The sequence below is a fragment of the Catenulispora rubra genome, assembly GCF_015356825.1.
In the GTDB taxonomy this organism is placed as follows: Bacteria; Actinomycetota; Actinomycetes; order Streptomycetales; family Catenulisporaceae; genus Catenulispora; species Catenulispora rubra.
In genome coordinates this window covers 37,458-63,103 of sequence record NZ_JAACYW010000032.1, presented here as the reverse complement: position 1 = coordinate 63,103, position 25,646 = coordinate 37,458, and the positions used below count along the sequence as shown (strand labels likewise).

At 73.1% G+C, this 25,646-nt stretch carries 17 protein-coding genes; 5 read left to right on the top strand and 12 right to left on the bottom strand.

Translation table 11 applies throughout. The features are described 5' to 3' along the window. The 4 genes from GWK61_RS12160 to GWK61_RS12145 all read right to left on the bottom strand — a co-directional run. On the bottom strand, positions 1-885 hold an 885-nt coding region (locus GWK61_RS12160), incomplete at its 3' end, for a hypothetical protein (protein ID WP_228562171.1). A gap of 91 nt (positions 886-976) precedes the next feature. Continuing rightward, complete coding sequence (locus tag GWK61_RS12155) at positions 977-1,540, bottom strand: hypothetical protein (RefSeq protein ID WP_194908436.1); 564 nt, start codon at positions 1,538-1,540, stop codon at positions 977-979. Further along, on the bottom strand, positions 1,537-2,361 hold the full coding sequence (locus GWK61_RS12150) for an RNA polymerase sigma factor (RefSeq protein ID WP_323747527.1): 825 nt from the start codon (positions 2,359-2,361) through the stop codon (positions 1,537-1,539). Before GWK61_RS12150 ends, GWK61_RS12155 begins: the two co-directional genes overlap by 4 nt. Next, positions 2,358-4,049, bottom strand: coding sequence for a S8 family peptidase (locus GWK61_RS12145; RefSeq protein WP_194908435.1), 1,692 nt, complete (start codon positions 4,047-4,049; stop codon positions 2,358-2,360). The genes GWK61_RS12150 and GWK61_RS12145 overlap by 4 nt, the downstream gene beginning before the upstream one ends. A 415-nt stretch (positions 4,050-4,464) precedes the next feature. On the opposite strand from GWK61_RS12145, the gene GWK61_RS12140 reads away from it, so the two are divergent. Then, on the top strand, positions 4,465-5,151 hold the full coding sequence (locus GWK61_RS12140; RefSeq protein WP_194908434.1) for an RICIN domain-containing protein: 687 nt from the start codon (positions 4,465-4,467) through the stop codon (positions 5,149-5,151). Positions 5,152-5,376: 225 nt separating this feature from the next. Here GWK61_RS12140 and GWK61_RS12135 read toward each other — a convergent pair whose 3' ends face one another. The 4 genes from GWK61_RS12135 to GWK61_RS12120 all read right to left on the bottom strand — a co-directional run bounded on the left by GWK61_RS12135 (position 5,377) and on the right by GWK61_RS12120 (position 9,879). Then, positions 5,377-6,024, bottom strand: coding sequence for a class I SAM-dependent DNA methyltransferase (locus GWK61_RS12135; RefSeq protein WP_194908433.1), 648 nt, complete (start codon positions 6,022-6,024; stop codon positions 5,377-5,379). A gap of 114 nt (positions 6,025-6,138) precedes the next feature. Beyond that, the gene (locus tag GWK61_RS12130; RefSeq protein ID WP_194908432.1) at positions 6,139-7,038 is read right to left on the bottom strand and encodes an arylamine N-acetyltransferase family protein; all 900 of its coding nucleotides are present in this window, start codon (positions 7,036-7,038) and stop codon (positions 6,139-6,141) included. Positions 7,039-7,097: 59 nt separating this feature from the next. Continuing rightward, positions 7,098-7,904, bottom strand: coding sequence for a Pvc16 family protein (locus tag GWK61_RS12125; protein WP_194908431.1), 807 nt, complete (start codon positions 7,902-7,904; stop codon positions 7,098-7,100). Next, on the bottom strand, positions 7,888-9,879 hold the full coding sequence (locus tag GWK61_RS12120) for an AAA family ATPase (RefSeq protein WP_228562170.1): 1,992 nt from the start codon (positions 9,877-9,879) through the stop codon (positions 7,888-7,890). The genes GWK61_RS12125 and GWK61_RS12120 overlap by 17 nt, the downstream gene beginning before the upstream one ends. Positions 9,880-10,096: 217 nt before the next feature. On the opposite strand from GWK61_RS12120, the gene GWK61_RS12115 reads away from it, so the two are divergent. The 4 genes from GWK61_RS12115 to GWK61_RS12100 all read left to right on the top strand — a co-directional run bounded on the left by GWK61_RS12115 (position 10,097) and on the right by GWK61_RS12100 (position 17,995). Beyond that, positions 10,097-12,091, top strand: a complete 1,995-nt coding sequence (locus GWK61_RS12115) for an NlpC/P60 family protein (protein ID WP_194908429.1) — start codon at positions 10,097-10,099, stop codon at positions 12,089-12,091. 20 nt (positions 12,092-12,111) lie between these two features. Then, on the top strand, positions 12,112-14,031 hold the full coding sequence (locus GWK61_RS12110; RefSeq protein ID WP_194908428.1) for a dynamin family protein: 1,920 nt from the start codon (positions 12,112-12,114) through the stop codon (positions 14,029-14,031). A gap of 155 nt (positions 14,032-14,186) precedes the next feature. Continuing rightward, the gene (locus tag GWK61_RS12105) at positions 14,187-15,683 is read left to right on the top strand and encodes a dynamin family protein (RefSeq protein WP_194908427.1); all 1,497 of its coding nucleotides are present in this window, start codon (positions 14,187-14,189) and stop codon (positions 15,681-15,683) included. Next, positions 15,680-17,995 (top strand): eCIS core domain-containing protein, encoded by a 2,316-nt coding sequence (locus tag GWK61_RS12100; protein WP_194908426.1) that lies wholly within the window; start codon positions 15,680-15,682, stop codon positions 17,993-17,995. Before GWK61_RS12105 ends, GWK61_RS12100 begins: the two co-directional genes overlap by 4 nt. 112 nt (positions 17,996-18,107) lie before the next feature. Here the strand turns inward: GWK61_RS12100 and GWK61_RS12095 are convergent, their stop codons facing one another. The 4 genes from GWK61_RS12095 to GWK61_RS12080 are packed head-to-tail and all read right to left on the bottom strand — an operon-like array spanning position 18,108 to position 25,639. Further along, the gene (locus tag GWK61_RS12095; protein ID WP_194908425.1) at positions 18,108-19,565 is read right to left on the bottom strand and encodes a COG1470 family protein; all 1,458 of its coding nucleotides are present in this window, start codon (positions 19,563-19,565) and stop codon (positions 18,108-18,110) included. Positions 19,566-19,596: 31 nt separating this feature from the next. Beyond that, complete coding sequence (locus tag GWK61_RS12090; RefSeq protein ID WP_194908424.1) at positions 19,597-22,032, bottom strand: PASTA domain-containing protein; 2,436 nt, start codon at positions 22,030-22,032, stop codon at positions 19,597-19,599. A gap of 14 nt (positions 22,033-22,046) precedes the next feature. Beyond that, positions 22,047-24,497 carry a transglutaminase TgpA family protein gene (locus GWK61_RS12085; protein ID WP_194908423.1) on the bottom strand — a complete coding sequence of 817 codons (2,451 nt, stop codon included), beginning with the start codon at positions 24,495-24,497 and terminating at the stop codon, positions 22,047-22,049. Continuing rightward, on the bottom strand, positions 24,494-25,639 hold the full coding sequence (locus GWK61_RS12080) for a DUF58 domain-containing protein (protein ID WP_194908422.1): 1,146 nt from the start codon (positions 25,637-25,639) through the stop codon (positions 24,494-24,496). Before GWK61_RS12080 ends, GWK61_RS12085 begins: the two co-directional genes overlap by 4 nt. Between the last annotated feature and the right edge of the window lie 7 nt (positions 25,640-25,646).

Genomic DNA, 25,646 nt, shown 5'->3' with positions numbered 1-25,646 from the left:
CGCCCAGCCCCGCGCCGCCGCGGCGTCCCCGCCCAACAGCGCCGCCTCGGCCCGCACCACCTGAGCCTCGGCGAGGTCCTGACTCATCCGCTGGCGCCGCAACAGATCGATCGCCGCGTCCAGTTCCGCCGCGGCATCCGACGCCAGCCCGGCCTGAAGCAGCGCACGGCCGATGTCGACCATCACCACCGACCGCCACGACGGACTGACCCCGGCCGTGCCGTCCGCCGCCTCGCCGATCGTCCGCAGCGCGGCCGGAAGATCCCCCTCGACCAGATCGCAGTAGCCGATGTTGTGCAGCGCCTTGGCCGCGAGCCCCGGCCGCCCGGCACGCTCGGCCAGCTCCCGGCAGCGCACAGAGTCGGCGCGCGCACCGGCGAACTCACCGACCTCCAACCGGGCCACGGTCCGGTTGAGCAGAGCTCTGGCGAGCTCGACCGGCTCGGCGTCGGGATCCAGGATCTCGACGGCCCGGTCCAGCTCGGCGATCGCGGCCGCGGCCTTGCCGGTTCGCAGGAGCAACAGTCCGCGCTGGCCATAGAGGGTGCCGCGGGCGAGCGGATCGGCGGGATCGACGAACGCGTCGCAGCGTACGAGGAGAGCGAACCCGAGGGCGGTCCGCCCTTGCTCGGCCTCGGCGTGCGCAAGACTGGTCAGAACCTTTGCGACGAGTGCGCGGCGTTCCGGACGAGGACCCACGGCCCCGGACAACGCGTCATCGGACTGGGTCAGCGCGGTCCCGAGCCGCCGCAAAGCCCGGTGCAACTCCCGCGCCGCGGCCGCGGGCTCCCCGCGCGCCGTGGCCTCGACCCCGGCCCGATGCAACCGCTCCGCCTCCGCGAAGGCCGCATCGGATTCCGCATCGGATTCCGCATCAGATGCCATGTCATTTGCCATGTCATTTGCCGTGTCATGTGCCGTGTCGAACACCGCAGCGCCCCCGTGAGGCCGTCGGCGACCGCTCACCACATCCGGCTCACAGCACGACCGCCGGCGTGATCACCTGCCGGACCCGGCTCACCCCGGTCCCGTCCGAATCCCCGTCCACGTCCGCGCTCTCGTCCCCGTCCCCGTCTTCGTCCTCGCCTTCGACGACGATCTGCACCAGCCCCCGCGGCACGTCCAGCACCACGAACCGCCCAAGCTCATCGGACTCCGTCGCGAAGTCGACCTCCCCGGCGCGCAGCCGCACCCGGCGCACGGCCGGCGGCGCCAGCCAGCCGTCCACCCGCAGCGTGGCCCCGGCAGGACTGGCCTGGACCACGATCGTCAGACTCTCGCTGTCGAAGGTGATCGTCCGGCTCTCCTCGGCACCGCGCGCGCCGGCCGCACGCAGCCCCACCGGTTCCAGGCGGGCGATCTCGTCCTCCACCCCGACCAGGTCGATGGCGAAGGCCGTACGCGCCACCAGGCCGGACGGAACGGGGTCGGCGGCGGCGAACAGGGCCCTGATGTCGTCGAGGATCGCCAGATCGACCGAGTCCAGCGGCTGGTCCTCGCCGTCCACGGCCTCGGGCGGGTCCCGCGGGTCGTCGCTCACGGACACACCGCACTCCATCCCGCGTCGGCCTGCAGCTGGGCTCTGAGTTTCGCCAGGCACCGGCCCCTCGTGGGTCCGATGGATCCGCGGGGCATGCCCAGCGCCCGGGCGACCACCGTGTAGTCGGGACGTTCGACCAGGGCGAGCGTCCGCAGCAGCTCGGCGCAGCGCGGGCTCAGCCGGTCCAGTGCCGAGCGGACCACCCGCATCCGCTCATCGGCCAGCACTCGCTCCTCGGCGTGCTCGGCCGGCGCGGCGGTGCCGGTGGACTCGGCCAGTTCGGCGAGTTCGGCCAGCCGTTCGGGCTCCAGGGCGCGGGCCCGTTCGCGGGCCGAGCGCGAGCGCCACGACTCCCGGCGGCAGGCCGTGGCCAGCCAGGCGACCAGGGCGGTCGGCGTGTCGATGCGGGTCAGCCGGGCGACCAGGCTCAGCCACACCGACTGCACGACGTCCTCGGCGTCGGCGTGGTCCAGGCCCTGGCCGCGGGCGACGTTCCAGAGCAGGGGGGTGAGCTCGGCGACGATCGCGTGCAGGGCTTCGCGGTCGCCGGACTGGGCCAGGACGAGGAGGCGGCCCAGGCGCTCGGCGCGCTCGCCGGGGATGCCGGTGGCGGTGCCGATGCCGGTGGCGGTGCCGATACCTGTGACCGGCTCGGCCGTGCCGGGGATGCCGGGGATGCCGGGGATGCCGGTGCCGGTGACCGGCCCGGCCGTGCCGGGCGTACCTGCCGCCCCGACGTCGCCGGGAACAGGATCCCAACCGACCAGACCACGCTCACCAGCCGAACCGCGCGCCGCTGCCGCCTCCTGCACGTCCCTCACCCTCCCAGCGTCCGCACCGCACGCGCCGCACGCGCGACCGTGTGCGCCGGATCGAAGTCGCCCAGGCTCATCCCGGGGTCCCGCTCGGACTCGAACAACAACGTCGCCGCCAGCGCCGCGGCCACCAGCGGCGCCGAGAACGAGGTCCCGCTCCAGGTCGCGAAGCCCGAGGCGAAGTCGTCCGGGTCGATCGTCTCCCGGCGCGGGGGCAGCCCGGGCGCGTTCTCCTCGGGCAGCGAGTCCAGCGGCTTCTGGCTGCCGTCGTAGTCGGTCGGGTAGGTGCTTACGACCGCCGCGCCGGTGGCCCAGCAACGAACCCAGGGCCCGTCGTTGCTGAAGAAAGCCTTGCTGCCGTTGGGATTCAGCGCCCCCACGCTCCACACCGCCGGCGTGCCGTCAGGCAGCGGCGACAGCGCCGCCGGGTAGCAGGGACGCTCGGTCGAGTCGTTCCCGGCCGAGGCCACGAACAGCACTCCGCACTCCCCGAGCGAGATGACGATCTCCTCAAGCTGCGACGTGTAGGCAACGTCCTCGGCGTTCTCGGAGTAGTAGCCGGCAGACAGCGAGATCACGTCCACGAACAAGTCCGCCGGTGCCGCACCGCTCTGCACATCCTGGACGTCTTCCAGCAACGTCGCCAGTACCACCAGCAGATCGTTCTCATAGACGACACCGTCGTCATGCATGATCCGCACGCTGCGCACCTTCGCATCCGGAGCAGCCTGCCGGATGACGCCGGAGATGAACGTCCCGTGCCCGGCGTGCGTGTCCAGCTCCCCGAGCAGCGGCGAGTCGTACACCGGGGCCTCGATCGGACCGGGGAGAGGCTGGTCCTTGTCGTCGAGCACCTCCCGCGCGAAGATCAGCCACTGCGTCGCAGTGTCCAGATACACGAAGTCGTCCGCGGCGGGCGACGTGGAACAGTCCAGCCACGGATGCGGCCCGATACCGGTGTCCAGCACCGCAACCACCGGACGCCGGCCGCCGAGCCGGCCGAGGTCGCAGCGCCGCGGTGCAGACATGATCACGTCGACCGGCGCCCGGCCCCCGGTGCCGCCCCGCGAGTACGTCGCAGGCCCCGGATGCCCCTCGGTCGACGGGTGCCCCTCGGTGGACGGATGCCCCTCGGTCGACGGATCGCCGTACAGGGAGGCCCCGACCAGCAGGTGCTCGAGCTCGATCCGGGCCACCGCTGCGGCAATGCCGGGCTCGACGGCAGCGGCGGCGCGCAACGTCTGCAGCGCGGTCCACGCGTCGACCGGACGCGCGACGCTCCCCGGAAGGACCTCCAGCCGCACGCGCCGCAGCAGATCAGGAAGACGGCGCGGCCGCTTGAAAGCCGGGGGCAGATCGGCGAACCGCAGGACCCGCTCCGCGGCCAGCCGGTAGCCGATGCCCGCGAGGATCTCGTTCAACCGCGCCAGCAGCACGGCGCTGCCCGGCGCGAGGAAGCTCTCAGGCAGCTGAAGCACACCGGTGCGGTAGATGGTGGTCCGCGGCGTCGGCGCCCCGGCGAAGGTCGCGGCGGTCGCCGGCCGCAGAACCGCGGCCCCGTGCCGCTCCAGCACCTCGGCCGGCAGACCGACCGGATCGGGGGCCGCGCTCCAGGGCCGGCGGCCGGCGCGGCCGGGCTGGCGGCCCTGGTCATGGGCCTGGCCACGGCCGTCCCGGCGGAATGTGATGAGCATCCGAGTGTCCCTCCAGGCGCAGGCGGAAGTATCCACACCATCTAAGTGCATTAAAACGCGCGGCAGATATAGAGGACAGGTGATCAAACGGTGCTTCGGGTTCGGACTCGGGCGTGAGTCCTTCACCATCCCGTACTCGACGCCGATCCGGAAGCCATCCACGCCCCGGTCGAACCAGGTGCGGCGGACACGGCCCCGAAACAGGCCCCGGCTTCGGGAGGGGGCGCTTCGGGGTTCTTCCCGAACCGTCGTCGTCCCGGGCCGTCGTCACGGCGCCCCCGGTCCTTCGCAGGTCAGCACAAACCTCGTCCCGTCTTCTCGTCATCTGTGAATCAGGGTTCGACAACGTCACACGAGGTGGCCAAGGATTCGTGGCGGAAGGAAGACCACCTCTTGGATCTCATCGGAGGGCCACATGATGATGAAGCGACTCGGACGCCTGCTCGGCGGTCGGCGACGCCTCCCTGTTCTTGCCGCGGTCGTCGGGCTTGCGCTGAGTGCTACTTCTCCTGCGAGCGCCTCGACGACCACGTTCACTCTCGTCAACGCGCAGACCGGCTACTGCGCCGACCTGCCGGGTGCCTACGCACCCACGCTCAACGACCAGCTCCAGCAGCACGACTGCATCTGGGGCAGTGGCGACAACCAGATGTGGTACCTCCAGCAGGTGGGCACGGCGGCGAACGGCACCATTCCGCTCTACTGGATCCGCAACACGCTGAGCACCCCTCCGGCGGGTGGCAACCTCTGCCTGGACCTGCCCGGCTACGGCTCGGATCCCGCTGGGACCTCCGTGTACACCTACAACTGCACGACCCCGGCAGGCAACGACAACCAGGAGTGGGAGGTCCTGCCGGTCATCACCTCCGGCGGCACCTACCTCGGCTCGGAGATCAGGAACTACTCGGACGGGCTCTGCCTCGACGTGGCCGGCTGGGCGAGCGACGGCAGCGACCAGGTCGACGACGCCAAGCTGACCGTGTACACCTGCTCCAACCAGGCTTGGGCCGACCACGGGTTCGACGACCATCTCTGGTACATGCAGCCGAGCCCCGGCAATGCCTACATCCCGTCCTACGCAGGCCAGATCATCGTCAACTGACCCGCCGCATTCCGCACCGCAGGCCCGGCGTCGAGACGTCGAGACGCCGACACAGGTCTGCGGAGGCGCAGCACGGCTGAACGGATTGCAGCAGAGGTGGCGGCGCCGTATCCCCGGCGTCGCCAGTGGGGTTCTACGTACTGTTTGCAGCGGTTTCGTACGGCCCGAGTGGACAGCTTGCGGAGGGCCGGGCCAGCGGAATCCGCCAGGCTGGCCGCGTCCTTGTCAGTCAGCCGCCGGCTTACGCGCCAGCACGAACGCCTGCGGCCCCTTGTCCATCTCGCTCGGCGCGCGGACCAGCCGTGCCTGGACCGCGAATCCGGCCTGCTCCAACAGCTCGGCTACGCGCTCGGGCGACTGCCAGTAGACGGTAAGGGACACATCGTGTCCGTACGCGTGGTTCAGCGGGGACTTCCTGTCGCCCGCCTTGAAGGCCAGGAGCAGGTGCCCGCCCGGAGCGAGAACCCGGAAGAACTCTGCGAACACCGTCGGCAGCTGCTCCAGCGCCATATGGACGATCGAGTACCAGGAGACGACGCCGCCGAGTCCGCCGTCGGCCAGCTCCAGCGCCGTCATCGACCCGACTTCGAAGCGGAGCGCCGGATTCTTCTTCCGGGCGATCTCGACCATCCCCGGCGAGAGGTCGATCCCGAACGCAGCCACTCCCGACGCATCCAGATACGCCGTCAGGTGCCCAGGACCGCACCCGATGTCGCCGACCGGCCCGGATTCCCGGACGAGTTCCACGAACTCGCCGAGCATCGCGCGGTCGTACGGCGTGCGTTCGAGGTCCAGTTTGATCAGCTCGGCGTAGCTGGCGGCGACGGTGTCATAGGAATCTCTCGTCGCGCGCAGATCAGTGGACTCGGTCATATGCGGCACCGTATCGGCGAGGATCGGATCGTGGAGGACATCCGCATCACCGGCGGTGACGTCCGCCGGGTTCAGACGCTGTTCGGCTTGTCGGACGGGGCCGGCCGGCACAGGCTAGTCCTCGGCCGCTTGACGCTTCGCGCGCCACTCCGCCTCGGCGATCTGGATGCGGTCCCACATGGCTTCGCGGTCGGCGTCGTCGACGTCCGAGAGGTCCAGGTGGAACACGTCCGTTGCGATCTTGAACAGCTCGGCGGCGGACTCGAGCAGGCGTGTCGTGCGCTGTCCGGCTCCCTCGTCGCGCGTGTACGTGTCGCCCAGCACGTACTCGGCGCAGGCGGCGTCGCGGCGGAAGAGCTCGAACCACTTGACGTAGGGGGCCTCCGGCGAGGTCGACAAATGGATGTGGAAGCTCTTGAAGTCCTCCCACGTGGCCGGCGCGAGGGTGAAGTCCATGCTGTGGAAGGTGGTCTGCGCCGGGTCGGTGTGGAACCGCCAGGCGTTCGGGCCGATCTCGGGCAGCGGCCGCAGTTCGAAGGTGAAGGGGCCCTGGGTGTGCACGCCCTCCCGGAGCGGGATGGGCTCGTGGTGCGAGTTGGCCAGGCCGACGTCGACCGACCAGCGTTCGCCGTCGATCACGACGGTGAGGGCCATGTGCGTGTCGTATTCGTCGGCGCTCGCCTTGGCGGTCTCGGCGGAGCCGTTGATCTGGCCGCGATGCATGGTGACGTCGTACCCCAGGACGGTCAGCAGCTCGGCGAAGGCGTTGTTCAGGTTGAAGCAGTAGCCGCCCCGGCCGGCCAGGATACGGGCTATGGACTCGGCCGGGTCGATGCCCTGCGGGCGTCCGAGCTGGATGTCGAAGTTCTCGAAGGCGATGAGCTCGACGTGTGCGCGGTGAAGTCGCCGCAGAGTGTCGAGCGACGGAGCACCGAGGGTCTCCGGGTCGTCGACGCCGAGCTTGGCCAGGTAGGGCGCGGCCCAGGCGGGATGATCGGTCGTCTTCGAGGTCATGATCGGGGACACTAGTGCGGCACCGCGTTCGTCCTCAAATGAAGCGTGACGTGCCCCGCCTACCGCACCGGACCGCTCTCCCCGACCTGCCCCACGACGTCGCCCTCGACCCGCACCTCGTCTCCCGGTTCGGCCGGCACCAGGTACGTGCCGTCGGCGGCGACCGTCGTCGCGCCGTGGTCGGTGGACACCGGTGTGCCCGCCGGGTGGTCGCTGCGGCCGGCGACGTAGGTGCGGGCGTCCGCGCCGCCGCCGTCGGCCGAGGCGGCCGCAGCAGCCGGGGCGCCCGCGGCGTCCGTGGCAGCCGTCGTGCTCGTCGTGATCGTCAGCCGCTCGACCGGCGGGCCGACCGGGGTCAGCAGCGCCGCGTCCACCGTGGCGGTGACTGTCAGGTCCAGGCCGGGTTTGAACTGGCCGCCGAGGGCCGACCAGAAGTCGGAGTTGTCGCGGCCGTCGCCGGCGCCGATCTCGATCGCGGGCACCGGCTCAATGTCCTGATACGCGCCCTTCAGGTAACGCCGCTCCAGTTCGGAGTACTTCAGCAGCGCTACCAGTGCGGCGCCGAGGAGGGAGTGCTCGTCGCGGACGTCGGCGGTCCAGGCGGTGACCAGGTAGCGGCAGTCGACGCGCGGTAGTGGCGCGCGGCGGCTGAGGCGGCCGGTGGAGTCGCGGACCTCGACCATGCCGAGTTCGCCGTCCTTCAGGTTCCGGCGGACGTCCCACAGGTAGAGGTTGATCGTCGGGCGCGACACCTTGGCGGCCCAGTCCTTGTCCGGGGCGGCGAAGGAGATGTCGATCTCGCGTGCCGGGAGGGGCACCGCCGTGCGCAGGAACTCCTCCAGTGACTCATCAAGAAGATGGAACATCGTGATCCCCGTCCACGAGCGAGAAGTAGGGCCCGAAATCGACCTCGGTGCGCAGGCGCCCGAGTTTCTGGAACTCGCGCTTGAGCGCGAGGACCACCGTCTCCATGGTGATCCTGCCGCCCGCGGTCTCGGCGGCCAGGAAGGCCGCGGCGAGGGCCGCGTTGCGGATGACGCCACCGGTGATCTTGAACTGCCGGGCCAGGTAGCCGAAGTCCAGGACGTCCACCGGCGCCGTGTCCGGGAACGCCTGCTCCCAGATGCGGCGGCGGTGCTCCTCGTCCGGGGCGGCGAAGTCGATGGACACCGAGATGCGGCGCAGGAACGCGTCGTCGATGTTGCGCTGCAGGTTGGTGGCCAGCACCACTAGGCCGTCGTAGGTCTCCAGGCGCTGCAGCAGGTACGCGACCTCGATGTTGGCGTAGCGGTCGTGCGCGTCGCCGACCTCCGAGCGCTTGCCGAACAGCGCGTCGGCCTCGTCGAAGAACAGCACCAGGTCGCCGGCCGAGGCGGCCTGGAAGATCTGCTCCAGGTTCTGCTCGGTCTCGCCGATGTACTTGCTCACCACCGACGACAGGTCGACCTTGTACAGGTCCAGCCCGAGCTCGCCGGCGACCACCTCGGCGGCCAGCGTCTTGCCGGTCCCCGAGGGCCCGGAGAACAGCGCGACCACTCCCCTGGACGGCAGCGGCAGGAAACCCCAGTCCCGGTAGACCACCCCGCGGCCGCGGCAGCGCGCCGTCAGCTCCCGAAGCCGGGCGGTCTCGTCGGCCGGCAGCACCAGGTCGGCCATCGTCCGCCGGGGCCGGACCCGCACCGCGAGCCCGTCCAGGTGTCCGCCGGCCAGGCGCCGCACGGCGTCCCCGATCCGGGCCGGGTCGCCGCCGCAGGCCGCGGCGACCAGCCGCAGCTGCTCGCGGGACAGCGGGTACGCCGGGTCCGGCGGCACGCCGAGCACCCGCTGCCAGTCCGCGGCGTCGGCGGCCTCGGACTCCAGCCGGACCTCGGACCACGGCCGCGCCGGCAGGGTGTCCAGCGCCAGCTCGCGCGGGGAGCTGAAGGCCCAGCTCAGCTCGGTCAGGGTCGCGACCCGGTCGGCGGCGGCCGGGTCGAGGGTCCCGGTCAGGCGCAGGAGCACGGCCCGGCCCCCGACCGCCGCCTCGCGCGCCACCGCGGACCACTCCTGCTCGGTGGCCGGCGGCCGGGTCACCAGCAGCCGGCGGCCGGGCCAGGCGCGGCGGACGGCGGCCAGCCGGCTGTCCGCGTCCGAACCGGACACCAGCAGCAGCTCGGGCTCCGCCGCCGAACCAGTGGCCGAATCAGCCGCCGAATCAGTGGCCGAACCAGTGGCCGAATCAGTGGCCTGCGGATCCGCGGCGTCCAGCCGGACGGCCCCCGACGGGAGCCCGGGGTCGGGCGAGTCGTCGCCGGCCAGCGCCCACACGACGCGTTCGGCCGGCCAGCACATCCGGGTGGCCCACGGCCCGTCCGGCGCCGTCTGCACCAGCCCGGACCGCCGCAGCGGAGCCCCGGGCGCCAGGCGCCGGGCCGCGCCGGGCACCATCCGGTCCATGCTCGCCACAGTGAGCCGGGGCAGCTGGACGTTGTCCTGGAGGTACGTGACCAGACGCATGCGATGCGGGGACATCTCCACGGCCGCCAGCACCGCGAGCACGCGAGCATCAACACCGTTGAGGCGCGCGACGGCCACCAGGCGGGCGAAGTCGGATCCGGAATCGTCGACTGCGGCAGCCGCATCGGATGCACCGGATAGATCGGATGCGGTGAACGCGGCGGCTGACTCGGACCCCCGGGACGCGGCCAGGCCGTCGGCCAACGAGGTCTCGAACCACGCTTCCGCCTTGTCCATCACCGGCCGCAGCCGGGCCCGCACCACACCGACCTGCTCCGGCGAGGGACCCGTCAGGCCCGGCAGTGTGGCCAGGATCTGCTCCGCCTCACGATCGTCGACATACATTCCGGCGAAATCCCTAGGGGATCTCCCCATAGCCACACGACAAATCAACGCTTCCCGTTGCAGCAGCGTGTCGGCGAAAGCCTCCCAAGGCGTCGTCCGATCCCGCCGCGACACGTCGTCGTCGGGCATTTCTCCCCCTCCCCCGCGCATCAGTGATCACCCTGATGCGCAAGGAAAAGATACAACCAGACAACCCCGGCGCATTACCCTTACATGTGTGCCCAGGATATCCGCTGAGATGATCTACGCCGTGGCGCGGCAGGCCGGTTTCTCGCCGGACCAGTCCGCGACCATGACCGCGGTCGCGCTCGCCGAATCCGGCGGGAATACCGGCTCGCACAACCCGGTCAACGAGGACAGCCGCGGACTGTGGCAGATCAACGCCCTGGCGCATCCCGATCTGCTGGCGCAATTCCCGAACTTGTACGACCCGGTGCAGAATGCCAAAGCCGCGTTCCTGGTCTCCAACGGCGGCAAGGACATGTCGCCGTGGACCACGACGCACGGCGGCGCGGCCGCGCGGTACCTGCGCTACCGGGCCGACGCCGAGCAGGCGGCGATCGCGTACGGCGACGGCCCGGGCCACGGCGTCTGGACCGGCACCGCCGCGTACGGCGACCACGAGAGCGCGGGTTCGGCGGCCGGTGCCGGCGGCGGGATCCACGCCGTCGCCGACCCGACCGGGAGCGTGTCCGCCGGCGGGCAGGTGACGACGACCGGCGCCCCCACCACCGAGGACCAGGCGATCACGCCTCCGCCGACGACCACGGCGACCACCGCTGCCGCTGCCGCCAACACCAATGCCGCGAACAGCACGAGCGCTGCGGACGGCTCCAACGCTGTGACTGTCGCCAACGCCGCCGCCACGCCGGACTCCAGCGTCGGCGCCGCGGCGGGGCATGACACCCGGCCGGGCGCGGACTACGGGATCCCGCTCGCCGCTCCGGCCACCACGACCGGGACCCCGACTGGAACCACCACCGGAACCGGAACCGGAACGCAGACCCTTGACGCCCCCGGCCACACCGCGACCGCCGACGGCGACGTCCGGCTCGGCGCGGACTACGGCATTCCGCTGGCGGGCAGCACGCCGGCCGCGGCGGCCACACCGACGGCGCCCGCCACGCCGACCATCCCGACCACCCCGACGCAGCCGACAACACCGACAGCACCGGTGACACCGACCGCGCCGGACTCCACGACCACGCCCACGTCCGACCACACCGCGGCCCCGCCGGTTCCGACCATTCCGTCGCCGGCGACGCAGAGCGCTGACGCCGCACGCCTCCAGGAGTTCCTGCACTCGGCCGTGGCACAGACCGGAGACCAGTACATCTACGGCGCCAACGCGGACTTCGACAACCCGCACCCGAGCGCCTTCGACTGCTCGGACCTGGTGCAGTGGGCCACGCACCGGGTCGGCATCAGCATGCCGCGCACCGCCTCGGAGCAGTACGAGTTCCTCAAGCACGGCGGCCACGTGATCCCGGTGGACCAGGCCGTGCACACCCCGGGCGCGCTGCTGTTCAACTTCAGCTCGAATCCGGACGACGGGCAGCCCGAGCACGGCCACGTCGCGATCAGCCTCGGCGACGGCAAGACCATGGAAGCCCTCGGCCCCGCCTACGGAGTCGGCTCCTGGAACGCGAACACCACGCGGTTCAACTACGCCGCGGTGATCCCGGGGCTCTCCCCCGGCACGCCGACGGCCGCGGCGCCTGCGACCGCTGCTTCGAGCACGCCGGCCCCCGCGGCCCCGGCCGCCGCCCATCAAGCCGCCGCCCATCAGCAGACCACTGGCGACCTGGTGAGCAACTTCGAGGCCCGACTCGCGGCCGATCCGCATGCGATGGACACGCACGCGTCGGTGCTCAACGCCAGCCAGCAGATGACCGCCGCACCGGCGGCGGATCATGCCGTGGACGCGGCCGGACACGTCACGGACACCACGGCGGACCACAGCGCGGGCCACGACTCGACCGACCATCACCTCGGTACCGATCACCTCGACACCGATCACCACGGCGGCGCGGACGGCACCGATCACGACAGCACCGGCCACGACAGCACTGACCACACCGCCGCAGACGCCGTCGACCACACCGACCCCGCACTGGCGAGCGCCATGCTCTGGTATCCGGAGCCCGACCAGCACAGCCACTACGATCACCACGTCGACCACGGCGACGTGCACGACGCGGGCATCCACTGAAGCCCATGGACCCTGAGCCCATGGACCAAGTGACCGACGCCACCCGCACCGTCGAGCTGGTGCGCCTGCTCGACGAGTCCGCCGCGCGCGCCCGCGCCGCGGAGCGTCCGGACCTGGCCGAGAAGCTGGTGCTGAGCAAGCGGCGGCTGGCGTCCGGGGCCTGGAACGTGCTGGTGGCCGGGGAGTTCAAGCGGGGCAAGAGCACGGTGCTCAACGCGCTGCTCGGGGTGCCGGTGTGCGGGAGCGATCCGGTGGCGCACACGGCGGTGCCGACCGTGGTGCGCTACGGGGCGACCGCCGAGGCCTGGGTCCGTGCCGAGGGCCCCTGGGAGACGGTGCCGTCCGAACACCTGCCGTCCGAACACCTGCCATCCGAACACCTGCCGTCCGAAGGCGCCGCAGTCGAACGCACACCCGCCGAGCCCGCGCCGGTCCCGATCGACGTCCGCGCCGCCGCCGACCATGCCCTGCGCGGCACCGACGACAGCGGGAACCCGCTGCGGACCGTCGAGATCGCGCTCCCCCGGGAACTGCTCCGCGACGGCCTGGTGCTGCTGGACACCCCGGGCATCGGCGGCGGGTTCGCCGCGGCCGGCGCGGCGGCCGCGATGCGCGCGCTGTCGCTGGCCGACGGCGTGATCGTGGTGACCGACGCCTCCCAGGAACTGACCGCGGCAGAGGTCGAATTCCTCCGGCACGCGGCGTCGGTGTGCCCGAACGTGCTCTGCGTCATGACGAAGACCGACCTGTACCCGCAGTGGCGGCGGATCCTCGACCTGGACCGCGCGCACCTGCGGGACGCCGGGATCCAGGCGGAGCTCGTCGCGGTGTCGGCGCCGCTGCGCGAGCTCGCGCTCGACACCGGCGACCCGGCGCTGCTGGCCGAGAGCGGGTTCCCGGTGCTGGTCGACCGGATCGGCGCGCAGCTGCTGGCCCGGCGCGCCGAGCGGGCCCGGCAGCAGGCCGCGGCGGCGGTGCACGGAGCGCTGCGGCAGCTGTCGGACGCCCTGTCCACCGAGCACCCCGCGCTCACCGAGCCGGATCAGCGGGCTGAGACGCTGCGCCGCGTCGAGGACCGGCGGCGGCGCGCGCTGGCGGTGTCCGGGGCGCAGGCCTCGCGCTGGCTGAACACCGTCAACGACCGGTTCGCCGACATCCAGGCCCGGGTCGACCTCGACCTCGCCGAGGCCTGCCGGCGCCTGGAGGCCGAGGCCGGCAAGCGGATCAAGGAGTCCGATCCGACCCGGGACTGGCCGGAGATCACGCCGTGGCTGCAACGCCGCACCAACCAGGAGCTGACCGACGTCCACACCCGGCTGCTCGCCCTGATCGACGAGGCGGCCGGCGAGGTCTCGGCGGTGTTCGACGCCGGCGCCGGGGACGTGGGCGCGGTGGCGCGGGGCGCCGGCGGGCCGGCCGACGGCCTGACGCTGAGCCGGCTCGACGGCCGGGGCGCCGGCAAGCTGGAGGTCGGGATGCAGGCCGCGCGGGGCTGGTCGCTGTCCAGCTCGGTGGTGACCACGCTGCTGGTCACCACGCTGCATCCGGGGTTCCTGATCGCGCTGCCGATCACCGCGGTCCTGGGCACGGCGTTCGCGGCCAAGGCGGTCGGCGGCTACCGGACCGGCCGGCTGGACGCCGCACGCGGCGAGGCGAGCCGCGCGGTGGCGGCGTATCTGGGCCAGTCGCGCGCCGACGCCGCCCGCGCGGCCGCCGACCTCATCCGGCACAGCCGGGGCCGGGTGCGGGACTACTTCCTGGACCAGAGCGCGGAGCTGACGGCGTCGGTGCGGCAGGAACAGCAGGCCGCGGAGCGCGCGGCGTACGCCGACCGGCAGGCCGCCCAGACCCGGACGGACCAGGCGCGTACCGAGGTGGCCGAGGTCTCGCAGCTGCTGGCGCGGGCCGAGCTGCTGGCCGGATCGGGGAGTGTCCGGTGACCGGAACGACGGGACCGACTTGGCCGCCCCCGCCCCCGCCGGACGGGCCGGCGAGGCCAAGTTGGCCGATCGGGCCGAGCGGGCCGACCGGCGCGACCACCGCGAATCCACCCACCGGCCTCGTATCCCAAGTACGAACCCTGCTGGACGAAGCCGTGCGCACCTACCGCGGCCGCCCCGGCGGCAGCACCCTGACATCGGTGGCCGCCCGGCTGGACGGACCGCTGCGCGTGGCCATCGTCGGCCGGGTCAAGGCCGGCAAGTCGACCCTGCTCAACGCGCTGGTCGGAGCGCGGATCGCGGCCACCGACGCCGGCGAGTGCACCCGGGTCGTCACCTGGTACGAGCACGCCGCCGCGGCGTCCGCGACCGCCTTCGGGCGCTCCGGCCCGCCGGCCGGGCTGCCGCTGGACCGCACCGAGCGGGGCTGGGCCCTGGACCTCGGCGGCCGGCGGCCGCAGGACGTGGACCGCGTCGAGGTCGGCCTGCCGAGCCCGCAGCTGCGCACCATGACCCTGATCGACACCCCCGGCCTGGGCTCGCTCACCGAGTCGGCGGGCCGGCGCACCGAGGAGTTCCTGGACGACACCGGCCAGGTGGACGCGGTCCTGTACCTGCTGCGGCACCTGCACGCCAGCGACGTCGACTTCCTCGACGCCTTCCGCGATCCGGCGTCCGTCCGGACCGGCCCGGTCCACGCCGTCGGCGTGCTCTCCCGGGCCGACGAGCTCGGCGGCGGCGTGCCCGGCGCCCTGGAGCACGCGGCGCAGGCGGCGGCCGGGTACCGGTCCGACCCGCTGCTGCGCGGCCTGGTGTACACCGTCCTGCCGGTCGCCGGCCTGCTCGCCGAGGCCGCCGCCGCGCTCACCGCAGCCGACCTCGCCGACCTGGTCGCGCTGGCCGACGCGGGCCCGGCGGCGACGGCGGCGCTGGTCCTGTCCGCGACCCGGTTCTGCGCGCCCTACAACGCGGTGCCGGTGCCGCCGTCCGCCCGCCGGCGGCTGCTCGACGCCCTCGGGCTCTTCGGGGTCCGGCTGACCCTGTCGCTGATCCGGGACGGGGTGCGCGAGGCAGAAGCGCTGCGGGCCGCGCTGCACGATCGCAGCGGTCTGACAGAGCTGCGCACCCTGCTGCTCAGCCAGTTCGCCGAGCGCCGGGACGTGTTGAAGGCGGACGGAGCGCTGCGCGCCGTGGAGAGCGTGGCCCGCCTCGACCCGGTCCCGGGCGCGCGCCGGCTGCTGCAGGAAGTGGAACGGATCCGCGGCGGCGCGCACGAGCTCGCCGAGCTCCGGCTGCTCGGGGAACTGCGGCTGGGCGCGGTCGCCGCGCGCCCGGAACTGCTGGCGGCGATGGAGCGGCTGCTCGGCGGCCAGGGCACGACCCCGGCCGCGCGGCTCGCGCTGGCCCCGGACAGTTCGCCGCAGGACGCGCTCGCGCAGCTGATCGGCCTGCACCGGGACTGGACGCGGACGGCTCAGGACCGGCTGTCGGATCCGGGCCTGGCGCGCGCGGCCCGGGTGCTGCAACGGACCTGCGAGGGGCTGGTGCCGCAGGTCCGGGCGCTGGCGGCGGCCACACCGACGGCGGGCGCCCGCGGTACGACTTCGAGCCCTGACAATCCCGGGCCCGGACACGGAGGGGGATCCACATGAACCTGCGCAGGCGGCTCACAGAGCCGGCTCACGACCACATCGGCCGACACGCCGACCACACCGGCCCTACATCCGGCCCGACATCCGGGCCGAAGACCGGCCCGACGACCGGCCCGACGTCCGCCCCGGCACCCGCGCCGGCCGTGGACGTCCAGGCGCCGCTACCCGTCCCGGCCGACGCGGGCAACGCCGCCATCGGCCGCCTGCTGCGCTCGGCCCAGGGCCGCGCCGAGGCCCCGGACGGCTTCGCCAGCCGGCTGCCCTCCGGCGGAGAGCCGATCCCCGAGCAGCCCCGCCGGGACCTGGAGTCCGGCCTGGGCGTCTCGCTGTCGTCGGTGCGGCTGCACACCGACACCGTGTCCGCGTCGATGGCCTCTGACATCAGCGCGCAGGCGTTCACCGTCGGCCAGGACGTGTACTTCGGCCGGAACCAGTACGACCCCGGCTCCTCCACCGGCTACTGGCTGCTCGCCCACGAGGTCACGCACACCCTCCAGCAGGACAGCGGACCCTCGCTCGCCAGCGAGATGACGGTCAGCGATCCGGCCGACCGGGCCGAGCGGGACGCCGACACGGTCGCCGACGCGCTGCTGGCGCGGCGCAGCCCCGCGGGCGGCGGCAGTGCCGGAGGCGGCGCCGGCGCTGGTGCCGGTGCCGACGTCGGCGGTCCCGGCGGTCCCGGCGCGGCGCCGGTCGCCGTGCCCAACGGCACCGGCGCCTGCCTGGCCCGGCACGCGTCCTGGGAGCACACGATGCTCGGCGACACCAAGCCGGCCGACCTGGCCGCGGCGGCCGGCGGCCCGGACGTCAACCTGAACAACCGCCGGCACCTGCTCGCGATGTTGCAGAAGCGGATGCTGTTCTTCAGGGACAACCCCAGGGGCAACCCGACCGCTGAGAAGGACTTCGCGGACATCCGCTGGATCCAGTTCCGGGGCAGCGGCCTGTGGGCCAGCAACGGCGAGGTCAACGCACTGTCGGACTACCTGCCGGACCCGTCGGTGGCCGACTCGATGTCGGCCGAGGAGCTGATACCGGTCCTGCAGAAGATGCGCGACGGCGTCGCGAGCGCGGCGTACACGCACGGCAGCGGCGCTGCGGGCCTGGCCGGCGTGGCGAACTGGATCGGGGACAAACTCGGCCTGAGCGCCTACAGCCCGGGCATGGAGGGGATGGCCACCCACTGGATGGAGTTCATCGGCTTCGAGAGCCTGGACGCGGCGGGCGAGGTCACCGCCCTCGACGACGCCACGGCGCAGCTGGGCACCGACCGGTACAAGGGCCTGCTGTCCCGCAACGCCTGCCACTTCGCGCCGTACTCGTGGCACCGCTGGGAGGAGTTCCACAACGAGGCGGTCGAGGAGGCCAAGGCGCACTTCGACAGCCGGGCCGGCACGGTCCCGCTGAACATCTCGGTGGACGTGGCCGAGCACGCCCGGCAGGCGCTGCTCAAGAACGGCTACGGCGACCACTTCCTGGAGGACTCCTTCGCCGCCGGGCACCTGATCAACAAGACCCTGGTGATGCAGTGGTGGCTGGAGTACCTGGCCGGCAAGAAGGACCCGAACAACGGCGAGCCCAGCGAGGCCGTGAAGTACGCGATGCCCTCCTACATGCAGCCCGGCCTCTCCGCCCGGGATCTGTACCGGCCGCCGTCGGAGAACGCGCCGACCAACGAGCACCAGCGCCTCGACGGCCAGGGCGTCACCGACCCGCAGACCGCGCAGGAGCGCGCCGGCTACGACAACCGGGTCGAGGGCACCGGCGTGACCGGCGGGACGCCCGAGGAGCGGGACGCCAACTACCAGCTCTACCTGGAGTTCCTGAACAACGCGCAGGCGCAGGCCGCGGCCGGGTTCGTCCACGACGCGCTGAACAAGATCGGCCTGGTCGTCGTCAACGGCAAGGGCGAGCACTTCAAGACCGGCGGCGACGACACCCTGCTCAGCGAGTCCGACGAGGCGGGCGCGGCAGCCGCCGGCACCGCGGCGGCGATGTCCCGCCAGCGCATCGAGGAGTTCCTCAACACGGGCCACTCGGACGTGAAGTTCGACGACATCTTCGCCCACGTGCCGGTCGCGGTGCTGGAGGGCGACACCGCGGTGCCCATCGAGCAGTGGCAGGACGACTTCCTGTACAAGCGGTGCCTGGGGACGTACTTCCCCGACTACTACGACTCCGTCAAGGCCACGGTCATCGGCAACTTCTCCCCGACCATGGTCGATGAGGGGATCTCCAAGGACTCGCCGGGCGCGCCCCGGCTGCCGGCCGGGGACTTCCCGACGCCGGCCGGGGGCGCGCGGATGGGGTGAGCCGGGCGTGACGGCGGCGCCGTCCCGGTCAGGGGCGGCGCCGCCGTGCTCAGGACATCAGAGCACGCTCAGGACACGCTCAGAACGACGGCGCCGCCACGCTCAGGCCAGCTCAGGACGACGGCGCCGCAGCCGCCACGTAGCTCAGGGACTTGATGATCGTCGGGTCCTTCGCGGTCTGCGCGGTGTCGGCGTGGCCGAAGACCACTGACACGATCCCCACGCCGGCCGGCGCCTGGTAGGCGATCGGCGTCGCCGCGCCGGCGGGCATCGGCATCGCGCGGGTGTCGGTGCTGCCGTCGCTGAGCGTCACCTTCAGCGCGAACTGGGCGCCGTCGCCGAAGGCCCGCACGGTGACCGACGCGGCCGGCGCGGCGAAGTCCATGCGGACCGGCAGCTGGTTGCACAGGTCGACGCCGGCCGGACGGGCGCTGGTGAGGAATCCGCCCTCGGCCGGGCGGGTGCGCAGGGCGAGCGCGGTCGCGTCGGCACAGGCCGGCGGCGCGTCCGAGGTGTCGACCGACAGCTTGACGCCGGTCTTGGCGGCGTAGGCGTCGCCGGCGATGATCTGGTCGCCGTCGGCCTGGCCGTCGGCGGTGCGGCTGAAGTCGAGCAGGACGGTCCCGCCGGGTGCCGGGGCGCCGACACCGCCGCCCGACGACGGCGAGGCCCCCGTCGGCGGAGCCCCGGTGCCCGACGGCGCTCCCCCGGGTGATGACGGCTGCGCCCCACCGCCCGAGTGCTGCGCGCCCAGGGCCGAGGACACGGCGGCGGACAGCGACGCCGTCGGCAGGACCGGATGCGCGGCCTGCTGCTTCGTGTGCCGGATCAGCGCCGCGCCGCCCACGGTGACGCCGGCCATCGCCGCAAGCGCGCCGGCGAACTTCGCGGCCTTGACCCAGCCGCCCGCGATCTGCACGGTCTGCACGAACGTCAGCGTCTTGTCGACGGTCAGCCCGTCGGCGTGCGCGTGCACCGTCAGGGTCCTGCGCACCTCCGCGCCGGTCAGCGGCCGGTCGGCGCGGACCAGCAGCCGCGAGTTCGCCGCCGTGCCCGGCGGCAGGCGCAGCTGCCGGGGCTCGAAGACGAAGTCGACGCGGTTCTCCGGGTCGTCGCCGGCCAGGGTCACCGCGAGCGGCACGTTGCCCTCGTTGGCCACGGTCAGCGCGAAGTCGCCGGTCGCCCCGCCGGTCGCCACCTCGGGACGGACCACCGCGCTCAGCACCGGCACCGCGTGCAGGTCCAGCACCACCTCCTCGCACCGGGACACGGTCCGCTGGTACGGCGAGGTCACCAGGATCCCCAGCACGTACCGGCCGGCGACCGGGCCGGCCTGCGCGGGGATGGCGATCCGGCCGCGCACCGTGCCGCTCTCCCGGGGCCGCAGCATCAGCGGGGTGGCCGGATCGCTGGCGAACAGGTCCGCCGGCAGCCCGACGAGCTCCGCGGTGAAGTGTTCGACCACCTCGCTGGCGTTCTGGACGGTGATCTCGACGTCGGCGGACTCGCCGGGCCCGAGCGCGATCGCGTCGGGGACCACGGTCACGCGGACGGCTGTCGTGGCGGTCATGATGGGAATCCGTCTCCGTCTCGCGGTGTCATCAGGGCCCGAAGGTCATGGCCGCCCACGACGCCCAGCACTGGCCGACATCACCGTGCGCGTCGACCCGCAGGGTGAGTTGCGTGACGCCCGCCGCGACCGTCGACAGATCGACATCAGCGTCGATCGTCTTGGCGTCCGCGGCTTTGAGGTCCCAGGCTCCGAGCTGCTGGCCGTTGGGACCGACCAGCCGGAAGGTCACGCTGGCCTTGCCCGGAGATCCCGACTTCGGCGCCATGAAGCCGAGCGTGGCCCGGAAGTGGTCGCCGGCGATGACCGGCCGGGGCAGCGTGTAGACACCGTAGATGAAGCCGTTGGGCACCCACTGCGGGTGGGTTTCGAGGAAGTTGCAGAAGCCCTGGCCCGAGGTGAAGTAGTAGCAGTCCGAGCCGGCATGGATCATGGCGAACCCGGTGGCGTCGCCGCCGCCGCCGGGGCACGGCAGCGGTCCGGCACCGGAGGACCAGTGCGCGGAGTCGCAGGCATGCGAGACCATGTCCCACAGCGCCGCCGGTCCCGAGGACACGGTCAGGGCCACTGAACTGCCCCAGGCGACGGTCCCGCCGCCGACGGGTGTCTGTGCCATAACCTGGCCGACCGGAACGAAGTTGTTGATCACCGGGGTGATCGAGGACGTCAGCCCGGCACCGGCGATCTGCTGCTGGGCTGTGGTCTCGTCCTCGCTGACCACGTTCGGCACCGTGGCGGTGTCCGGGTGGTTGACCGTGAGGCTCATCCCGGTCTGCGCCTTCCGGCCGTCGGCCAGCACGGCGGCCACGGTGACCTGGAACGTCTGCTGGGTCGCGTTGGCCGGCCGGGCCCAGGCGTGACTCACGGCGGCCCCGTCGCCGGACTGGTTGTCGCCGTAGGTCCAGTGCGCGCTGGTGATCGCGGTGCCGTCGCCGGCCGCGACCGCCAGGTTCTCGGTCTCGCCGAACTTCAGGTTCGGGTTGGACAGCGTGATCGTCAGCGTGGCCGCCGGTTTCGTGGGCGACGGGGTGGTCGTGGGGGTGGAGGAAGGCGCGGAAGCAGTCGTGGACTTGGCAGCCGACGACGGCGTCGAGGGCAGGGACGGCGTGCTCGACGCCAGGATCGGCGGCGTCGAGGGCCCGGTCGGCTGCGGCGTGCTCGGCGGGGGCGACGACCCGCCTCCGGGCGGCGGAGTGCTCGGCGTCGGCTGGCTCGGCGGTGTCTTGCTGGGCGGGGTTTTGCTGGGCGGGGTCTTGGACGGCGGCGCCGAGGTCGGCTTGGTCTGCTGTGACACCGGCGGCGCCGACGGGCTCGACGGCTGGTGGCCGGGCAGGCCCTTGGTCGGGTCGGCCGGGTCGTACTTGGCGACCTGGGTGACGGCGCCGTCCAGGCTGATCACGCCGGCCCGCTCACTGTTCGGGTCGTTGAAGAACACGATCCCGTCGCGGGTCAGCAGTTGGAACTTCGCCGCCGGGGTGAGCACCTGGGCAGTGGCCACGACGGTGTGCTGGCCCAGGTCGATCACCCAGACCTGGCCCGTGGTGTAGTCGGGCACGAACACCCGGTCGCCGGACTCGACGGCGGCGCCGAGGTCGTTGCCGCCGCTGTCCAGCGGGACGGTGTCGGAGCAGCTGTGCGCCGACAGGTCGCAGATCTCGAGCACGCCGCGGGAGGCCACCACGTAGAGCCGGTTCGCGTGCGGCGCGCCGCTGACCGCCACGGTGTCGCTGGGCCGCAGGTCCAGATCCAGCGTGCCGGTCGGCGAGCCGTCGGCCGGGTCCACGGAGACCGCCCTGCGCCCGGCGGTGTCCACCACCACCGGCTTGCCGTTCACCAGGGCCATCAGGTCCTTCCCGGGCGCGGCCACGCCCCGGCGGACCTCGATGGTGCCGTCGGCGGCCCGGGTCAGGTCTCCGGTGGCGTCGTCGACGAGCCACAGCCGGCCGGCGTCGTCCAGCGTCGCGGTCCCCGCCGCCAGCTGCGCCGACAGGCCCTGCTGGGTGCCGGTGGCCGCCAGGGTGTGCGGGTCGACCGTGACCAGCAGGCCGCGCTGGGTGTCCAGGGCGTAGACGTGCCGGGAGTCGGCGAAGGCGGTCAGCGCGGACGCCGCGTCGGCGATCGGCGTCGCCGGAGCGCCCGGGGCGAACGTCGCGCCGTCCACGCGGCGCAGCGTGCCGGCGGTCTCGTCGATCGCGTACGCGGTCGAACCCTGCTGCACCACGTCCAGGACATGCCCCGCGGGCGCGGCCTGCACCTGCGCCGCCACCTCCGCCGAGGCCCCGTCCAGCAGCGTCAGCTGTCCGGCCTGGGACGAGGCCAGCCACGCCGACCCCGAAAGCTGGTGCACGCTCTGCACCGGGTAGCCGTGGCCGGAGCCGAGGAACACGGCCAGGCCCACGGCACCGGCCACACCGATGCCGTAGGTGCCGGTGCGCACCGCCCGCTTGCGCGAAAACCAGGCAGTCATCATGGCCGGACCCCTCATCCCTTCGTCAGAACTGCCAGCGCCCGGCGCCGGCGGCGGATGTCCGCCGACCGGGCGAACAGCGGGCGCGGATCGAACCAGGCGCCGAAGGCCCGCAGCAACCCGCGGGAGCTGCGAAGCTCCCGCCGCAGCCGCGCGCTCAGCGCCCACGCCTCGGCGACCGTCGCGTCGTCGGGCTCCATCGGGTTGTACGCGGCGGACACCATCAGCGGCGCGAGCGCCGCCACCGGCGCCGCCCGCTCGCCGAACAGCTCGGCGGCCCGCTCGGCGATCTCCTGCGCGGTGGCCGCCGCGGTCATCGGCAGGCCGTGCTCGGCCAGCCGGTCCACCGCGTCCTGCCAGGCCCCGATGACGCGCGCGGCGCGGCTGCCGGTGTGGCGTACACGGCGGCGGCGCAGCTTCTCCATCGCGACCGTGATCGGGGTCAGCAGGAGCAGCGCGCCGAATCCGACGAGCACGAACAGCGCCCAGTCCAGGGCGCTCACGCCGCCGGCCACGATCGTCTTCAGGTGCGGGTCCACGGCCGGCTGCGCCTGCTTGGGGGTCGGCGTGCTGTCGGTGCCGGTGGTCGTCGTCTTCTGCTTCTGGGGCTGCGGCGGCACCGTGGTGTGGTGCTGCGGATCCGTCGGCTCGAACGCCACCCAGCCGTAGCCGGCCAGGTCGACCTCCGGCCAGGCGTGGGCGTCGTGCGCGGTCACGGTGTAGGTGTCGCCGTGCTTGTGCGCCGGGTTGAGGAGGTAGCCGACCGCGACCCGGGCCGGGAACCCCTGGCTGCGGGCCAGCACCGCGAACGCGGCCGCGAACTGCTCGGCGTAGCCGGCCTGGTCGGCCGGGTCGGCGCTGAACAACCGGCTCAGCGCGTCGTAGGAGTGGCCGGGCCGGCTGTCCAGGTTGTAGGGCAGCTTCCTGAGGTAGTCCTGGATGGCCAGCAGCTTCGCGTACGGCTGGGCCACCGATCCGGCCAGCAGTGCGCCCTCGGCCCGGATCGCCGGCGGCAGGCCGGGCGGGAGCGTGGTGTCGGCGGTGACGCCGCCGGCCTCGGAGGGGATCGCCCCGTCCAGGCCGGCGGTCGGCGCGACGTCCGCGGTCAGGTCGTAGTGCAGCCCGGCGATGCTCGGGACGTCGGTGGCCAGGGTCGCCGAGCCGGTGCTGTAGCCGAACCGGGGCGCGGTGACCTGGACCGGCACGCCGGCCTCGGGCAGGAACGGCCCGGTCAGCCCGCCGACGGTGACGCTGAGCCCGATCCGGCGGGGATTGGTGATCGCGGTGTCCGGCGGCAGCTCGTGCCCGGCCAGCAGGAAACGGTCGCCGGAGGTCCACAGCGCGCCGTCGTAGTCGTCCAGGGCGGCGGTGCGGATCCGGTCGAGCCCGGTCGGGTCGCCGGAGACCCGCACCGTGAACAGGTCGCGGTCCGGACCGGCCAGCTGCGGCTTGAGCAGCACCAGCGGAGACAGCGAGTCGCCGATGTCCAGCCGGACCGGCACATGGTCGCGCAGGTCGTAACGGTGCTTTCCGGACGCCACCGGCGCCAGGTGCGCGCCGGCCACCGCGACCGCCGCCGCGACCAGCACCACCGGCAGCCCGAAGGCCAGGCGGCCGGCGGCCGCCCGCAGGCTGCCGGGGCCCGGTGAAACGCCCGAGTCACCCGAGTCGGCTGAACCGGTTGTACCGGCTGAACCGGCTGAACCGCTCGCGTCATCGCCGCCGCGCGGCACCCGGCGCGCACCGGTGGTGCCCGCACGCAGCACCGCCAGCAGCACCAGCTCGGCCACCAGGGCCGCGGCCAGCCCGGGGTCGTCCACCGGCCGGCCGGCGGTGAACAGCAGCCCGGCACCGAACGCGGCCACCGGCCCGACCAGCGGCGGCAGCGGAGTCCGGGTCCGCATCAGGAGCGCGGTGGACACCGCGGCGGCCAGCCAGGCGATCAGCGCGGGCCCGACCACCAGGTCGCCGACGGCGTCCGCGGGCAGGTTGGCGCTGAGCATCTCGGCCCAGCCGGAGCGCAGGCCGGAGCCGAGGGCGGAGAAGGTGTGGCCGGTGGGCACGCCGTGCCGCAGCGTCTGCCGGTACACCGCGAACACCCCGACCAGGGTGAATCCGACCGCTGACAGCAGTAGTTTGACCAGCGCCGGCCAGCGGCGCGGGACGGTCAGCGCGGTCAGCGCCACGCCGCCGGCCGCGGCGGCGGACGTCCCGACCAGGAAGGAGCGCTGGCCGTAGTAGCGCAGGTAGGCGAGGTTCGCGGTGACCACCGCGGCGCACACCAGCAGCGACTGCGCGTAGACCGCGAGCCCGGATGCGGATCGGGATCCGGCTTCGGCTTCGGCCGGCGCCTCGCTACGCGGCCGCGCGGCCGTCGGCGGCCCGGGCGGCGGCGCCTGCTCCGGCTCGGGCCACCACAGCGACTGGTGCTCGCCCGTGCTGTCCAGGCTTGTGATGACGCTCATATCCCCACCAGCGTGTTCCAGGACTGCGCGAACTCGTCCAGGGAGTGCGCGGCCAGCGAGACCACTCCGTGCGGCGCGGGCGCCGGCACCCCGAACGGGCCGAGGAACTGCACCAGGCTGATCATCAGCACGTGCCGGCGGATCGCCGGCAGCACGGCCAGCGCGGCCGCCTCCGGCTGACCGGTGATCACCCCCAGCGCCTCGCTCTCGCCGAAGGACACCAGGCCGGGCAGCGCCGCCAGCCCCGGGTCGTCCGCCGAGACGGCGGCGGCGGCCAGCAGGTCCAGCGCCGCGGTGGCGCCCTCGCCGCCGCGCTCGACGACCATCGCCTGGCCGGCGGTGGTGCGCACCTCCAGCGGGAACCCGTCGCGGATGGCGGCCAGCGCGAGCGAGGCCGCGGCACTGACCGCGTCCTCGAAGGAGTCCTCGGCGTACGTCCGGGAGCTGGTGTCCAGCACCACGATCAGCCGCGGCTGGTTGGGGACCACGTTGTGCCGCACCATCAGGTCGCCGGTGCGCGCGGTGGACTTCCAGTGGACCAGCCGCCAGTCGTCGCCCGGGACGTACTCGCGCAGGCTGTGGAAGGCGATGCCGCCGTGCTGGGAGAAGCTGGACGTCGGCCCGTCCATGTCCCGGGTGTGGCCGGTCGGCACCGGGGCCACCTGCCGCACCCGCGGATGGACGAAGAGCGTCGAGTAGGTGTTGTAGGCCCGGCCGACCTGCATCAGCCGCAGCGGATCACTGTGCCCGATGGTCAGCGGCCCCACCTGGAACACGCCGCGGGCCGCGGTGGGCAGCGAGTAGGTGCACGTGCTGGTGGCGCCGGGCGCCAGGCTGGGGATCGACACCGGCACGCGGGTGGCGGCCACCGCCTCCTCGGCCAGGAGCGGCGGACTGCGCCGCCGCGCCTCGTTGGTCAGGGTGATGACACCGAACGCCGGCTCGCCGGCGGTCACCCGCTCCGGCCGGATCTCCCGCGTGGCGGCCAGATCCGGGCGCAGCAGCATCCACAGCGCGGCGACCGCCAGGCAGGCCAGTGCCGCCAGCGCCAGCGCCACCAGCTCGGGGTAGTCCCCGACCGCGCCCAGGGCGAGCAGCACCACCGCCGCGACCGCCGTGCCGACTCCCGATCGGGTCAGCATCGCCGGC